Annotated in this window: 12 protein-coding genes; all 12 read left to right on the top strand. The window is 59.7% G+C overall.

Annotated features, from left to right (window positions below):
• Positions 1-13: 13 nt before the first annotated feature.
• The 12 genes from AC1DCP_RS10485 to AC1DCP_RS10430 all read left to right on the top strand — a co-directional run bounded on the left by AC1DCP_RS10485 (position 14) and on the right by AC1DCP_RS10430 (position 15,212).
• Positions 14-1,609, top strand: coding sequence for an ABC transporter substrate-binding protein (locus AC1DCP_RS10485; protein WP_162690789.1), 1,596 nt, complete (start codon positions 14-16; stop codon positions 1,607-1,609).
• Between the two features lie 115 nt (positions 1,610-1,724).
• Positions 1,725-2,801: a DUF917 domain-containing protein gene (locus AC1DCP_RS10480; protein WP_112959468.1), complete on the top strand. Its 1,077-nt coding sequence runs from the start codon at positions 1,725-1,727 to the stop codon at positions 2,799-2,801.
• On the top strand, positions 2,798-4,336 hold the full coding sequence (locus AC1DCP_RS10475) for a hydantoinase/oxoprolinase N-terminal domain-containing protein (protein WP_065704205.1): 1,539 nt from the start codon (positions 2,798-2,800) through the stop codon (positions 4,334-4,336). Before AC1DCP_RS10480 ends, AC1DCP_RS10475 begins: the two co-directional genes overlap by 4 nt.
• Before the next feature lie 45 nt (positions 4,337-4,381).
• Positions 4,382-5,326, top strand: coding sequence for an isoaspartyl peptidase/L-asparaginase family protein (locus tag AC1DCP_RS10470; protein WP_112391249.1), 945 nt, complete (start codon positions 4,382-4,384; stop codon positions 5,324-5,326).
• Positions 5,327-5,443: 117 nt separating this feature from the next.
• Entirely contained in the window at positions 5,444-6,349 is a 906-nt protein-coding gene (locus AC1DCP_RS10465; RefSeq protein ID WP_111828855.1) for a LysR family transcriptional regulator, read from the top strand.
• Between the two features lie 180 nt (positions 6,350-6,529).
• Positions 6,530-7,474 carry an ABC transporter permease gene (locus AC1DCP_RS10460; RefSeq protein WP_111828856.1) on the top strand — a complete coding sequence of 315 codons (945 nt, stop codon included), beginning with the start codon at positions 6,530-6,532 and terminating at the stop codon, positions 7,472-7,474.
• Positions 7,471-8,289 (top strand): ABC transporter permease, encoded by an 819-nt coding sequence (locus tag AC1DCP_RS10455; RefSeq protein WP_003511004.1) that lies wholly within the window; start codon positions 7,471-7,473, stop codon positions 8,287-8,289. Before AC1DCP_RS10460 ends, AC1DCP_RS10455 begins: the two co-directional genes overlap by 4 nt.
• Positions 8,286-9,920 carry an ABC transporter ATP-binding protein gene (locus AC1DCP_RS10450; RefSeq protein WP_476774255.1) on the top strand — a complete coding sequence of 545 codons (1,635 nt, stop codon included), beginning with the start codon at positions 8,286-8,288 and terminating at the stop codon, positions 9,918-9,920. Before AC1DCP_RS10455 ends, AC1DCP_RS10450 begins: the two co-directional genes overlap by 4 nt.
• A 13-nt stretch (positions 9,921-9,933) precedes the next feature.
• Positions 9,934-10,776 carry a serine hydrolase gene (locus AC1DCP_RS10445; protein WP_026330689.1) on the top strand — a complete coding sequence of 281 codons (843 nt, stop codon included), beginning with the start codon at positions 9,934-9,936 and terminating at the stop codon, positions 10,774-10,776.
• Positions 10,777-10,805: 29 nt separating this feature from the next.
• Entirely contained in the window at positions 10,806-12,350 is a 1,545-nt protein-coding gene (locus AC1DCP_RS10440; RefSeq protein ID WP_162695662.1) for an ABC transporter substrate-binding protein, read from the top strand.
• A 127-nt stretch (positions 12,351-12,477) separates the two neighbouring features.
• Positions 12,478-13,920, top strand: coding sequence for a M20 family metallopeptidase (locus AC1DCP_RS10435; protein WP_112959467.1), 1,443 nt, complete (start codon positions 12,478-12,480; stop codon positions 13,918-13,920).
• A 362-nt stretch (positions 13,921-14,282) separates the two neighbouring features.
• On the top strand, positions 14,283-15,212 hold the full coding sequence (locus AC1DCP_RS10430) for a sugar ABC transporter substrate-binding protein (protein ID WP_003510994.1): 930 nt from the start codon (positions 14,283-14,285) through the stop codon (positions 15,210-15,212).
• Positions 15,213-15,316: the final 104 nt, after the last annotated feature.

The following is a 15,316-nucleotide window of genomic DNA, read 5'->3' as shown; positions in this document are numbered from 1 at the left end:
GAGGAGAACGACAATGAAAATGCCAGGACTTCCTTCCCGCCTTGCCGTGCTTGCGCTCGGCACGGCAATCGCGTTGCCGCTTGTTTCTTCCGCTGCTTTTGCGGATGACAAGGTTTCGGTCGCGGTCAACACCATGCAGATATTCAGCTCGCTCGACCCGGCGAAAGTGACTGACTATACCGGCTACATGGCCATCGTGAACATGTATGACGGCCTGACCACGGTGAATGCCAAGGGCGAAATCGTGCCGCATCTGGCAAAGTCCTGGGATATTTCTGCAGACGGCCTGACCTATACCTTCCATCTGCGCGACGATGCGAAGTTCCAGGATGGCACGGCGGTGAAGGCTGCCGATCTCGTCTGGTCGGTGCAGCGCCTGCTCGGCATCAACAAGGGTCCGTCGAACCTCATCGTCGGTGTGCTGAAGCCCGAAAACGTCAGCGCGCCCGATGATGCGACGCTCGTCATGAAGATCGAGCGTCAGTTTTCGCCCTTCATGGCCTCCACGCCGCTGATGATGGCGTTGAACAAGACGTTGATCGAAGCCAATGCCAAGCCCGAAGACAAGTGGGGCGAGGCCTATGTGGGCGAACATTCCGCCGGTTCCGGCCCATACAAGCTCGTCAGCTACAACCGTTCTGCCGATATGGTCATTGCCCGCAATGCGGACTATTTCCTTGGCTGGACCAAGGGCAAGCCGATCGACGAAGTACGCTTCGTCCAGACGAGCGACGACGCTACCGTCAAGGCGCTGGCTGAAAAGGGCGAACTTGGCCTTTCCTCGCACGGCCTTGGCAACGACACCTATGAATCCATCGGCCGGATGAAGGGTTACAAGCTCATCCAGACCCGCACCGCCGGCGGTTTCGTCATCAAGCTCAACACCAAGGTTTACCCGACCGACGACGTTCACGTTCGTCGCGCCATTGCCTATGCGACGGATTACAAGACGATCCAGGAAGTGATCTATCCCGGTTTCGACATGCAGGGGCCGCTATCCGACGCTTTCAAGGACGCGCATAACGGCGATATTCAGCCCGGCGTCTACGATCTGGAAAAGGCGAAGGAAGAACTGGCGAAGTCGAAATATGCCGGCCAGAAAATCACGCTGGTCAACAGCTATGTCGCTTCGCTGGCCTTCGAGGCGGAAGTGGCGCTGCTTTTGCAATCCAGCCTCGAGCAAATCGGTATTACGCTCGATATCAAGCCAGAGCCGTGGAACCGTATTGTCGAGCTTTCCTCCAAGCCTGAAACGACGCCTGCGTCGACGCAGGTGAATATCTCGCCGACCTATCCATCTCCGGATGCGATGTTCTACAACCAGTATCACTCCAAGGCATCAGGCACATGGATGTCGATGGAATGGCTGCAGAACGCGGAAATCGACGGGCTGATCGACAAGGTCCGTGCCACGACCGATACCAGCGAACAGAACGCAACCTACAAGGAACTGCAGACCAAGATCGCCGATCTTCAACCGGATGTGTGGGCGGTTGCGCCGAACCGCCGTTATGCGGCGAACAAGTGCCTTCAGGGTTACGAGTTCATTCCCATGCAGAGCTGGGACCTGAACTTCTCCAACTTCCATTGGGACTGCAAGGCGGAGTGATCTCCGTCCCATGAAAAGCGGTCCCGCCGCAGGGCGGGGCCGATAAGACTTGGAACGATAAAGGGAAGGAGCATCGCTTGCGCCGGAAAGGCTGCGGCATGCCCAAGGATGACGCATGATCCAGGAATTTTCCGAAGATGACATCGAACCTCTTGCCACCGGCGCCTGGATTCTGGGAACGGGCGGTGGAGGCAATCCCTATATCTCGACGCTCAATCTGCGCCGTCTTTATGCCGAAGGCAGACGGGTGAAGGTCATGGACCCCATGGCGCTTGCTGATGACGACATGGTTGCGGTCGTCTCCAAGATGGGTGCACCGCTTGTTGGTCAGGAACGGCTGGGAGACCCCGTTCATCTTGCCCGCGCGGTCGAGGTCATGGAGGATTATCTCGGCAAGCCTTTCCGGGCGATCATGAGCGTGGAAATCGGCGGTTCGAATGCGTTATCGTCCTTCCTCGCCGCCGCCATGCTCGACCGGCCCGTCGTCAATGCCGATGCCATGGGACGTGCTTATCCCGAAGCGCAGATGACCTCATTCGCCATCGGCAACCTGCCGATGTTTCCGCTGTCGCTCGTCGATGTACGCGACAATGAGGTGATCGTGACGCGCGCTGCATCGTGGAAATGGATGGAGCGCATCTCGCGCAAGGTCTGCACCGAAGTTGGTTCCACCGCCGCCACCTGCAAGGCGCCGCGCACCGGCAAGGAAGTGAAGGAATGGGGCATTCATTACACCGTCACAAAGGCGACCGAACTCGGGCGCGCGGTGATGGAGGCGCGTGCACGCCATGATGACCCGGTTCAGGCGGTTCTCAACCATGAGGGTGGCAAACAGCTGTTCCGCGGCAAGGTGGTGGATGTCGCCCGCGAGACCACCGGTGGCTTTCTGCGCGGCAGTACGACCATTGAAGGCATCGACGCCGATCGCGGCTCACGCATGGAACTTGCCTTCCAGAACGAGTGGGCGGTCGCCTTCCGCGACGGCCAGCCGGTCGCCATGACGCCCGATCTGATCTGCCTTCTCGACACTGTTTCGGGCAGCGCCATCGGCACGGAATCGGTGCGCTATGGCCAGCGTGTCACGGTTATCGCCCTGCCGGCGCCGGAACTCTTGACGACGCCTGCCGGCATTGCTGCCGTTGGCCCGCGTGCCTTCGGTTATGACATTGATTTCAGATCGGTATTCTCATGAAACGCATCGGTATTGACGTTGGCGGCACCAATACGGATGCCGTTCTGATCGATGGAGACGCCATCGTAGCCTCGATCAAGGTCCCGACTACGCAGGATGTCCTGTCCGGCGTGAAGGCGGCCCTCGCTCACGTGTCTGGCCATGTCGGCGCGGCAGATCGCCCGATCGATGCGGTTATGATCGGCACCACCCATTTCACCAATGCTGTCGTGGAGCGCGCCCGGCTGGAGCGGGTTGCGGCCATCCGCATCGCGCTGCCGACCGGTTCTTCACTGCCGCCCATGTGCGACTGGCCGAAGGATCTCTACGAGGCTGTCGATCCGCTGATCTTCATGGTTCATGGTGGCCATGAATACGATGGCAGTCCGCTGGTGCCGATGATCCCGGATGAAGTCCGTGAAGCGGCGATGAAAATCCGCGATGCAGGCATTACCTCGATCGCCATTTCGGCAACCTTCTCGCCGCTGACCACGGAGTGCGAGGTGAGGGCGGCAGAGATTGTCCGTTCGGTGATCCCCGACGCACGCATCACGCTTTCCCATACGCTGGGCCGTATCGGGCTTCTGGAGCGCGAAAACGTCGCACTTCTGAATGCCGCCTTGCAGACGCTTGGCAGGACCACGGTACAGGCATTTTCGGATGCGCTGCGCGAAGCAGGTGTAAAGGCGCCGTTTTATCTTACACAGAATGACGGCACCGTGGCGCTTGCGGATGTGGCTGCCGCAAACCCCGTGCACAGCTTCGCTTCCGGCCCGACCAATTCGATGCGTGGTGCGGCTTTTCTCACCGGGCTTTCCGATGCCATGGTGGTGGATGTCGGCGGCACCACCTCCGATATTGGTTGCCTTGTCGGTGGTTTTCCGCGTGAGGCAAATAATATTGTCCATATTGGCGGGGTCCGCACCCTGTTCCGCATGCCCGATCTTCTACCTGTAGCACTGGGCGGCGGCACCATTGTCGACCCGCAGACAGGCAAGATCGGCCCGCGCTCGGTTGGGTATCGCATCCTGACCGAAGCCCGCGTTTTCGGTGGCGAGACACTGACGGCATCGGATATCGCCGTTGCGGCAGGCCTGATCGAGATGGGTGACAGGGATCGTGTGAAGGGCCTCGATCCGGCATTCGTGCAGGCGACGCTCGGCCGTATCCGCGACATGGTGGCCGACAGTTTCGACCAGATGAAGACATCAGCCGAAGACGTGCCGCTGGTTGCGGTCGGCGGCGGCGCATTCCTGATACCGGAGCAGGTGCCGGGCGCATCCGAGGTGCTGCGTGTGGAAAATGCAGGCGTTGCCAATGCGCTCGGCGCAGCGATGGCGCAGGTGTCCGGTGAGGTAGATCAGGTCTTTTCCGGGTTGAGCCGCGACGAAGCCCTTGCGAAAGCCGAGACCGAAGCGCAGAACGCAGCGGTCGCTTCGGGAGCGGAGCGCGCGAGCCTCAAGACGCTTGAGGTGGAGGATATTCCCATCGCCTATCTGCCTGGCGGCGCTCGCAGGGTCCGCGTGCGTGTTATCGGCGATATCGCCTTTCATTGATGGTAAGAGGCCCTGCCTGCGGCGGGGCAACAGTGGAGTGAGGATATGACGAAGATCGCACTGGCCATTCACGGTGGTTGCGGGGTTATGCCGGAAGACAGCATGACTCCGGAGGAATGGGAAGCGGCGCGCCACGATCTGGCGGTGGCACTGCGCGCCGGTTATGGTGTGCTCAAGGCTGGCGGAACTGCGCTGGAAGCGGTTGAGGCGGCAGTCGTCGTTATGGAGGACAGCCCGCATTTCAACGCAGGCCATGGGGCGGCGCTCAACGAGAATGGCATTCACGAACTCGACGCGTCGATCATGGATGGCAAGACCCTTGCGGCAGGCGCAATCAGCGCCTCCCGCGCCATCCGCAACCCGGTAAAGGCGGCCCGGGCGCTGATGGAGGATGAACGCGCAGTCTATCTCACCGGTGAAGCGGCTGACCGGTTTGCGAAGGAGAAGGGGCTTGCCACGGAGCCTCAATCCTACTTCACCACGCAAAAGCGTGTCGAGGCGCTGGCGGCCATGAAGGCCCATGCCACCGCAGGTACGGAAGCGACGGAAAACGAAAAACACGGAACCGTCGGTGCCGTGGCACTCGATGCTGCTGGGCATCTCGCAGCCGCGACATCCACCGGCGGCTACACCAACAAGCCTGACGGCCGGGTGGGTGACAGCCCTGTGATCGGGGCGGGCACCTATGCACGCGACGGCGCCTGCGCCGTTTCCGGCACCGGCAAGGGTGAATTTTTCATCCGTTACGTCGTCGGCCATGAGATCGCGTCCCGTGTCGCCTATCTCGGGCAGAATCTGGAAACCGCCGCCGGCAACCTCGTCCATAAGGACCTGGCGCCCTACGATATCGGTGCGGGTCTTGTCGCCATCGATGCCGAAGGTGGCATTGCCGCACCCTATAATACGCCCGGCATGTTCCGGGGCTGGGTGACTCCATCAGGAGAGGCCCGTGTTGCCACCCACGACAGGGTCTATGACGTGGAATTGTAACCGGCGACCGACCGGGCCGAATGACAATGCTAAAAAAACCGGTGACATGAAGGCCTATCGGCGGCAAAAGGTCTGAACCGAAACCGGCTCGTCTTTTCATCCCATGGTGCTGGCCTCATGAATATCAAGCAGCTCGAAGTCCTTCGCACGCTTCTTTCCACCGGCTCTACCATCGCCACCGCCAAGGCCATGGGGCTAAGCCAGTCCGGTATCAGCCGGCTTCTGGCTCAGCTCGAGGCGGACCTGTCGCTGACGCTGTTTGCCCGTGACAAGGGGCGGCTGATCCCGACGCCGGAGGCAGCGCTTCTCGCGCGTGACGCGGAAAATGTGCTGCTTGCTGTCGACCGCATGTCCGGCCACGCCGAAGATCTGCGCAATGGTGCTGCCGGTCCGGAAATCGTCCGCATCGGCCTGCCGAGCAGCATGTGGGAGAACTTCGCGCCCGCCATGCTGATCGACTATGTCAGGGATTTCCCCGGCGTGCGCATCGAGACTTTTTTTGAAACGACCACCGCCATCAACAGGCTGGTTGGCGAGCGGGTGATCGACCTCGGTTTCCTGCGCATGGAAGGTGAGATTGGACCGGGCATTGATGTCGAGCGTGTCGCCACCGGCAAAAGCGTCTGCGTGGTCCGTCAGGATCACCCTTTAGCCGAGCTTACCGAGATAACAGTTAAGGACCTGCGCAACATTCCGCTCATTCTGATCGGCCGGCAGCGGCCGAACCGCATGGCGCTCGAGCTGGTCTTCAAGAAGGCGGGCGTCAAGCCCATGGTGAAGATCGAGACCCACACCAACAGTTCCGCATGTGCCTATGTCGCGCATGGTCTGGGCGTTACGATCATCAGCAGTTTTTATGCTAACCTCTACAGGCACCTCCCCGTCGTGGCGCTGCCCTTCATTCCGCAATCAACCCAGGAGTTCGGTCTTGCCCGGGCCTCGGGCGCACCGCTGTCCATCGCGGCGCAGGCACTCAGCGACGCCTTGAAGCAACAAATCCAGCTTTCGCAAAAAATCGACTGAAAACAGGGTTTTTCGCGAAAAATCTCATTGTCCCTGTCAGGATGAAACGTGCCACCATTCTGCATAGGCATATGACGTTTATGCATAATATTGCGCGTTATTTATCAATCCGTCATAGTCATTCGCAACGAAACCGATAGAGGCGGGAGCACGTTCCCGGCCATCAATCGTGGGGAACCGATGATAAGATTCATACTGAGCCGTCTTTTGATGGCGCTGCCGACGATCGCCTTTGTGTCGATCACGGTCTTTGCGCTCATCCGCTTCATTCCGGGTGATCCGGCCGCCCTGATGCTGGGCGACATGGCGCAACCGGAACAGATCGAGGCGATGAGAACAGAGCTTGGTCTCGACAAGTCCATGCCGCAACAGTTCGTCATCTGGACGGGCAATGTGGTGCAGGGCGATTTCGGCCGGTCCATCGTCAACGACGAGGCAGTATTGCCGCTGGTCGTGTCGCGGTTCCTCGTCAGTGCCGAGATCGTCGTCGTCGCCGTTCTGCTCGCCAGCCTGATTGCGGTTCCGGCGGGTGTGATCGCCGCCTGGAAACAGAACAGCCTGACCGATCTTGCACTGGTTGGAACGGCAACCCTGCTTTTGTCCATACCGACATTCTGGCTCGGGCTTCTGCTTCTGCTGTTCTTCGGTCTAAAGCTCGGCTGGCTGCCGGTGCTGGGATACGTATCGATCAGCGACAATCTCGTTGGCGGCATGCTCTATCTTGTCCTGCCTGTCATGACGCTGGTGATCCACGAGATGGGTGTCTTGATCCGCATGGCCCGCGCCTCAACGCTTGAAGTGCTGCGGCTGGATTACATTACCCATGCCCGCGCCAAGGGACTTTCGGAGAGTGCCGTCCTCTGGCGGCACGCCTTCAAGAATGCCTTTGGTCCGACATGGACAATGATCGGCCTCATCCTCGGCAATCTTCTCGGCGGCATCGCCGTCATCGAGACGGTCTTTACCATTCCGGGGCTCGGGCGGCTGATGGTCGACAGTATCTTTGCGCGTGACTACCCCGTCATACAGGGCTGCCTGCTGTTCGTTTCCCTGTCCTACGTGCTGGTCAATCTCTTCGTCGACCTTCTTTATCCCCTCTTCGATCCGCGTGTGGTTGCCGAATGAAAAAGTTCACACTCAACGGGCTTATCGGCGGCGTTCTCATCGGCCTCCTGCTCATCACCGCCATTACCGGCCTGTTCTGGACGCCCTATGATCCGATGAAGCTCGGTTTTGCCTCGCGGCTGGCCGCGCCCGGTCCCAGCCATCTTCTCGGCACCGACGAATTCGGGCGCGATGTTCTCAGCCGCCTGATGGTCGGCGCGCGTGCCAGCGTCTGGATCGGCTTCCTGACGGTCAGCTTCGCGACGATCTGCGGCACTCTGATCGGTCTTGTCAGTGGTTATGCGCGCGGCTGGGTTGATGGCGTCATCATGGCCATCAACAATGCGCTTCTCGCTTTTCCCGGCATTCTCCTGGCGCTTGGCCTTCTCGCGGTCTTTGGTGCCAACCAGTACGGCATCATCTTTGCGCTCGGCATCGCCTACACGCCATCAATGGCCCGCGTGGTGCGTGGCGCGGTATTGTCGCTGCGTGAGCGCGAGTTCATCGAGGCATCGCTGGTGATGGGCAATGGCGAGATCTACACCATGTTCCGCCACATCCTGCCCAATTGCATCGCGCCGATCACGGTGCTTGCCACGTCCATGTTCGGCTGGGCAATCCTCTCGGAAAGCGCACTGTCCTTCCTGGGCCTTGGCGTGCCACCGCCGGCCCCCACCTGGGGCAACATGCTAGCCGCTGGCCGGCCCTTCATCCAGCAGGCCGTCTGGCTCGGGCTTTTCCCCGGTCTCTGCATCGCGCTGACACTGCTCGGCATCAATCTTCTGGGCGATGCCCTTCGCGACAGGCTTGACCCGCGCATGAGAGGTCTCAAATGACGGACAATACTCTTCTTACCGTGCGCGGCCTTTCGCTGGAGGTCGCGGGAAGCGGCCACCGGGTAGTCAAGGATGTTTCCTTCGATATTGCGCCTGGCGAAATCTTCGGCATCGTCGGTGAAAGCGGATCGGGAAAGACGCTGGCCACCCGCGCACTCATCTCGCTTCTGCCCCCGGCAATCGCCGTCACCGGTGGATCGGTCATCTACAAGGGAAGGGACGTGATGTCCCTGCCAGCAAGGGAACTTCGCCGCCTGCGCGGCGCGGAAATCGGCGTCGTTTTCCAAGAGCCGATGACCTCTCTCAATCCGTCGATGACGATTGGCCGGCAGTTGGAAGAAGGCCTGATCCTTCACACCAAGTTATCGCCGGAAGAGCGCCGCGAGAAAATTCTCGAGATGCTGAGACGGGTCGGTATCCGCGATCCCGAAGGGGCGCTTGCTGCCTATCCGCATGAGTTTTCCGGCGGCATGCGCCAGCGCATCATGCTGGCCTCGGTCATGCTCCTGAAACCGGCGCTGCTGATCGCCGACGAGCCGACGACGGCGCTCGATGCCGTCATCCAGCGCGACGTCATGGAACTGATGGTCGAACTGACACGGGCAGAGGGAACAGCCGTCCTTCTCATCAGCCATGACCTGCCGATGGTGGCCCGCTATACGAGCCGTATCGTGGTCATGGAGAAGGGCGCGATTGTCGAACAGGGGCGAACCGAAGACCTGCTCGATGCGCCGCAGCATCCCTATACGAAAAAGCTGCTTTCCTCTCTGCCCTTCCGGGGCGAGCCGCGTGTCGTCGATACCAGCAAGGCGCCGATGATTTCAGCCCGAAACATTGTTGTCGATTATGCCGAACGCAAGTCACTGCTGAAGAAAGCCAAGCCGAAGCGGGCGCTGCATGGGGTCAGCATCGATATTCACGAGGGTGAAGTCGTGGCACTGGTCGGTGGCTCCGGCTCCGGCAAGACCACGCTTGGCCGCACCATTGCCGGTCTCGTAAAGGAAAGCGAAGGGCAGATCCAGTTTCAGGGGCGGGAACGCAAAGAGGACTGGAACGACTATCGCCTGAATTGCCAGATGGTGTTTCAGGATCCGTATTCCTCGCTCGATCCGCGAATGACCATTCAGGCGCTGGTGGAGGAGGCGTTGCGTCTCGTCCCCGGCCTGGATCAGTCCGCCAAGCGCAAGCGGGCGCTGGAAACGCTGGAAGAGGTAGGGCTTGGCGCGGACTATGCCAGCCGTTATCCGCACGAGCTTTCCGGCGGCCAACGCCAGCGTGTGGCGATTGCCCGTGCCATTGCCCGCCGTCCGCGGTTCCTGATCGCCGACGAACCGGTTTCCGCCCTTGACGTGACGGTGCGGGCGCAGGTGCTCGATCTCTTTTCCGATCTGCAGAAACGTTACGGCTTTTCCTGCCTGTTCATCAGCCACGATCTCGGCGTGGTCGAACAGGTGGCCGACCGTGTCGTCGTCATGCAGGACGGCCGTATCATCGAAGAGGGTGACCGCGACACGATTTTCGACAGCCCGAGAGAGGCCTACACACGCCGGCTCCTCTCGGCCATTCCCGCCCTCGACCAGAATGAAAAGGGCGGTGTGACACTCAAATGGCGTCTGGAAGAAGAAGTTTAACAGGAACATGACAATGACTGTGGCTGCCCAACTGAATGCTATCTGTGATGCACAGCCTTTTGTGACGCGCTTCATGGTGCGCAATCTCCTGACCGGCGAAGAGATCGGAAGGGGAGAAAACGAGGAGACCCCATCGGGCAGCACCCGCAAGACGTCGATCATGATGGCCGTGCTCAAGGCGGCCAGCGAAGGGCGGCTCGATCTCGACCAGCCCGTCACCTATGAGAAGAGGCTGGCGGAAGAGGTGGCCAGCGGCATGTTCCGCTATCTGACGCCGGGCATCGTCATTTCCCTGCGCGATGCGCTCGCCGGCATGATGGTGCTGAGCGACAATGTCTGCACCAAGATGGTGCTGGAGCGGCTGACGCTTGAGGAAGTGGACAGCTATTGCAAGACGCTCGGCATGGCCAATACCCACCACCGTTTCCTCATTCCGCCGTTGGCGCTGGCGGCCGATCATCCGCTGAAGACCGTCACCACCACCTCGGCGGCGGACCAGGTGCTGCTGCTTCAGACCATTCTTGATGCCCAGTCCTCGCCAGAGGCGCAGGCAAAGCTCGGCTGCAGTCCGCAATTGTGCGGCTGGGCAATGCAGACGCTGAAAAACCAGATATTGCGCTACGGAATCCGCTCCCGCCTGCCGTTCGAGGCTGTGGTGGCGAGCAAGAGCGGACGCGGCAAGCGCGGGCGTATGGACGCCGGCATCGTCTACAGAAACGGCGCGCCGTCTTTCATCATCACCGCCTATACCGATGAAGTGCCGCAGGTGATGCCTGACGGCACGCCGGGATACACCATCGCGCTCGAAACGATCGGCCGGCTGGCGCAGGCCTGCTGGGACGGCTTTCAACAATGATAATCAACGACAACAAAGAGGGTAGAACAGTGAACAAACTTCTTCTCGCAGGCGTGGCCCTGCTCGTAACAGCCAATATCGCGGCGGCTCGCGACATCACCATCGCGCAGAGCTCCGATCTGCGCAGCAGCAATCCCGGCGTCAATCGTGACGGCAATACGGACGGGGTGATCCTGCACATCGTCGAAGGCCTCGTCGGTTACAACAATGGCGGCGAAGTAAAGCCGCTGCTTGCCGAGAGCTTCGAGGTTTCGCCAGATGGCCTCACCTATACGTTCAAGCTGCGCGCGGATGTGAAATTCCATAACGGCAAGCCGCTCACCGCAGAAGATGTCGTCTGGAACTGGACGCGCTATCTGAAGCCCGAAACCAAATGGGCCTGCCTGAATGATTTCGTGGAAGGCGGTGCCGCGCATGTCACCGGCGTCAAGGCTACGGACGCCTCCACGGTTCAGATTACGCTTGAAAAGCCGTCAGCCGTTTTCCTCGGCCTGATGTCGCGGCCCGAATGCGGTTATACCGGCATGATCTCGCCGGAATCTGTTGCCGCTGACGGCAGCTTCGTCAAGCCCATCGGCACCGGTCCGTTCCAGTGGAACGAATGGAAGAAGGGTGAATATATCCGCCTCGCCAAATTCGCGGATTATGTTTCGCCTGTAAATGACGGCAAGCCGGATGGCATGGTCGGCTCCAAGCGGCCGCTGGCCGACGGCATCAAGTTCATGGTTATTCCGGACGCCTCGACCGTGAAGGCGGGCCTCGAATCCGGCGTGCTCGACACCGCCGAGATTTCTCCCGATCTCATTCCGGAGTTCAAGACGAATGAGAAGATGCAGCTCATTGTTGCCCGCAACAACGGCAAGAACCTTTTCTATATTCAGACCCGCGACAAGGTGCTGAGCAATCCCGGCGTACGCCGCGCCATGGCGATGGCGCTTGATCTCGATGAACTGGTCGCCGCCGCATCGAACGGTACGGGCGAAGCCAACGGCTCGATGGTTTCGCAGGACTCGGTCTATTTCGATGAAATCCAGAAGAAGCGTCCGGCCTATGACATCGAGGCAGCCAAGAAGGAACTGGAGGCAGCCGGTTACAAGGGCGAGCCGATCTCAATCATCGCCAACAAGCGCGGCAATGTGCCGAGTTTTCCGGCAGCCGTCATGGCGCAGGCCATGATGCAGCAGGCGGGTTTGAACGTACAGATCGAGGTGCTGGACTATGCCACGCAGGTGGATCGTCGCCGTTCCGGCAATTATCAGGTGATCTCGCAGTCTGTCGCGCCGCGTCTCGATCCGGCCCTGATGTATGCATTCTACGTCGGCAACAAGGACAAGAACGCCTCCCTGATGTGGGATGATCCGAAGGCGATCGAGCTGATGAAGGCTGCCTATGTTGAGGCCGACCAGGCGAAGCGCCAGAAGATTTTCGACGAGTTTCACGAACTGATGCTGAAGGAAATGCCCGGCATCTTCCTTTACGACATGGTCGATGTCTGGGGCGCGACCAAGAAGCTCAAGGGTCAGCCGGTCTGGCAGTCGAACGCCCGCCTCTGGGAAGTCTCGGTCGACAACTGATCCAATATTGCCCGCGCCGGAAGCAAAGCCCGGCGCGGGCATTTGCCATCATGACCGTAATGATTTGGCGGCCCCCCGCCGAAGCGTTTGCGTGCGCCCTTAAAGGGCAGGAATGCGAGGACAAGCCATGAACCGTGAAGCCGTGATGTCGATTGCCGCCGAAATCGAGTCAATGAAGCCACATTTCACCACTTTGAGCGACAGCATCTGGGATTTTGCCGAACTCAAATTCGAGGAGAGGCAATCTGCCGGGGTTCTGGCAAACGCGCTTGAGGAGAACGGCTTTGTGGTCCGCCGCGGTGTAGCTGGCATGGACACGGCCTTCATCGGTGAATTCGGCCACGGCATGCCGGTTATTGCCTTCCTAGGCGAATTTGACGCGCTTGCTGGCATGAGCCAGATGGCCGGCGTGGCTGAGGCAAAACCGCTTCAACCCGACGCCACCGGCCATGGCTGCGGCCACAATCTGCTCGGCGTCGGCTCGCTGATGGCCGCCATCGCACTTGCCCGGCATCTGAAAGCCAACAACCTGCCCGGCACGGTGCGTTATTATGGCTGCCCCGGCGAAGAGGGCGGTTCCGGCAAAACTTTCATGGTGCGCGCCGGTCTGTTTGACGATGTCGATGCGGCTTTGACGTGGCATCCCGCGCCCTTCAACGGCGTACGCTCCACCAACAATCTCGCGGTGCTGGAATATTTTTACCGTTTCAAGGGCGTTGCTTCCCATGCTTCCAACGCCGCCCATCTTGGTCGCTCGGCGCTAGATGCTGTCGAATTGATGAATGTTGGCGTCAATTTCCTGCGCGAACACATGCCGCAGGATTGTCGGGTGCATTATGCGATCACCGATGCCGGCGGCAAAGCGGCAAATGTTGTGCAGGCAAAGGCCGAAGTGCTCTATCTGATCCGCGCACCTGAAATGCGCCAGGCGCTCGATCTCGCAGCCCGTGTGGACAAGGTCGCGCGTGGTGCGGCCATGATGACCGAAACAGAGGTGGAGATCGTCTTCGATACCGCCTCCACCAATCTCCTGCCCAACATCACACTCGAAACGGCGATGCATGAAAACATGGTGGCGCTTGGACCCATAGCCTTCGACGAGGCCGATCAGGCCTTCGCCAAGGTCATTCAGGACACATTCACGGAAGAGGCGATCAAAAGCAGCATCCGGCTCTACCAGATCAAGGGCGACGTCTTTTCCAACGGGAAGATCGACGGGTCGACGCCGCTGCATCTCGGCCTGCGCGATTTCGAGGGGCAGTCGCATTTTCGTGCCGGATCGACCGATGTCGGTGATGTCAGCTGGGTAACGCCAACAGCGCAATGCTGGACGCCCGCATGGGCAATCGGGACAAATCCGCATACATGGCAGGTGGTGGCGCAGGGCAAAAGCCCGGCCGCCCACAAAGCCATGGCACACGCCGCCAAGACGCTCGCATCGACAGGTCTTTCGCTGATGACCTCGCCCGAGCTGCTTGAAAGTGTCAAAAAAGAATGGCTGGAGAAAACCGAGGGCAGTGATTATGTCTGCCCCATTCCGGCGGATGTGATGCCCGGTTTTCACGATTAAGACGTGGCGCGTCTTTCGCGCCCGTCCAACTCTTCCACTTGTCCGTGATGTTTTATCGCAGGCAGCCCAGCGACTTCCGCGAAAGTGCTCAGCAAGCGCATGAGCCCCCTCCGCCCACGCCAGGGCGGAGGGGGCTATCCCCGTTTTCTCTGAAAACTCCTGGTCATCACCGCCTTGTGTGCCGTCTCGCTTCACGGCCACGAAGAAAGCATTGACGTTCGAACCAAAAATGGAATAAATATATCGAACAACAGAAATTCGGTTTCATTATTCCGTTTTCTGGATGTGAGGAGTTAGCGGCGGGCTCTCGGGTCCGTTTCCGGCTGGGAGAGGTGGCGCTGGACACCGAGGAGGAGAAAACAATGAAAAAGCTTATTATCAGTGCGGCTATGTCTGTGCTTTTGGGCACAGCGGCACATGCCGAGACCGTCGGTGTTTCGATGGCCCTGTTCGACGACAACTTCCTGACCGTGCTGCGCAACGGCATGCAGGATTATTCCAAGGAGCTGAAGGGCGTCACCCTGCAAGTTGAGGACGCGCAGAACGACGTTGCCAAGCAGCAGAGCCAGATCCAGAATTTCATCGCCTCCAAGGTCGATGCGATCATCGTCAATCCGGTTGATACGGATGCGACGGCGGCCATGTCGAAACTTGCCGCTGAAGCCAAGATTCCGCTGGTTTACGTCAACCGCCAGCCGGTAAACGTGGATTCCCTGCCAGACGGCCAGGCCTTCGTGGCATCGGAAGAAACCGTGGCCGGCACGCTTGAAACCAAGGAAGTCTGCCGCCTTCTCGGTGGCAAGGGCAAGGCCGTGATCATGATGGGCGAGTTGTCCAATCAGGGCGCGCGCATGCGCACGCAGGCCGTTCACGATGTTCTGAAAACCGATGAATGCAAGGGCATTTCCGTGGTTGAAGAGCAGACGGCCAATTGGCAGCGCACGCAGGGTTCCGACCTCGTCACCAACTGGCTGTCCGGCGGTATCGAGTTCAATGCTGTCATCGCCAATAACGATGAAATGGCGATCGGCGCTATCCAGGCTCTGAAGGCCGCGGGCAAGGACATGAAGGAATATGTCGTTGCCGGTGTGGACGCCACGCAGGACGCTCTTGCCGCCATGCAGGCAGGCGATCTCGACGTGACGGTCTTCCAGGATGCGGCTGGCCAGGGCAAGGGTGCTCTCGATGCCGCACTGAAGCTCGTCAAGGGCGACAAGGTGGATAAGAAGGTCTACATTCCCTTCCAGCTCGTTACCCCGGAAAACGTCAAGGACTACGTAGCCAAGAACTGACGACCCTTTACCGGCATTTGCGACCGTTTCAAGCAATATCGGAAGCAAATGCCGGTTCTGGACGGCAGTCGGCGTCTCAGACGCCGAGTTGAACCAGGCTAGAA

Source organism: Agrobacterium sp. 10T429 (genome assembly GCF_056393925.1).
Note: the sequence above shows the minus strand (reverse complement) of the source record. Positions and strands in the feature narration are given on the sequence as shown.

Coding starts and splice junctions, on each gene's coding strand:
- AC1DCP_RS10465 (WP_111828855.1), top strand. CDS start 5,444: ATGAATATCAAGCAGCTCGAAGTCCTTCGCACGCTTCTTTCCACCGGC.
- AC1DCP_RS10435 (WP_112959467.1), top strand. CDS start 12,478: ATGAACCGTGAAGCCGTGATGTCGATTGCCGCCGAAATCGAGTCAATG.
- AC1DCP_RS10430 (WP_003510994.1), top strand. CDS start 14,283: ATGAAAAAGCTTATTATCAGTGCGGCTATGTCTGTGCTTTTGGGCACA.
- AC1DCP_RS10485 (WP_162690789.1), top strand. CDS start 14: ATGAAAATGCCAGGACTTCCTTCCCGCCTTGCCGTGCTTGCGCTCGGC.
- AC1DCP_RS10445 (WP_026330689.1), top strand. CDS start 9,934: ATGACTGTGGCTGCCCAACTGAATGCTATCTGTGATGCACAGCCTTTT.
- AC1DCP_RS10475 (WP_065704205.1), top strand. CDS start 2,798: ATGAAACGCATCGGTATTGACGTTGGCGGCACCAATACGGATGCCGTT.
- AC1DCP_RS10470 (WP_112391249.1), top strand. CDS start 4,382: ATGACGAAGATCGCACTGGCCATTCACGGTGGTTGCGGGGTTATGCCG.
- AC1DCP_RS10460 (WP_111828856.1), top strand. CDS start 6,530: ATGATAAGATTCATACTGAGCCGTCTTTTGATGGCGCTGCCGACGATC.
- AC1DCP_RS10450 (WP_476774255.1), top strand. CDS start 8,286: ATGACGGACAATACTCTTCTTACCGTGCGCGGCCTTTCGCTGGAGGTC.
- AC1DCP_RS10455 (WP_003511004.1), top strand. CDS start 7,471: ATGAAAAAGTTCACACTCAACGGGCTTATCGGCGGCGTTCTCATCGGC.
- AC1DCP_RS10480 (WP_112959468.1), top strand. CDS start 1,725: ATGATCCAGGAATTTTCCGAAGATGACATCGAACCTCTTGCCACCGGC.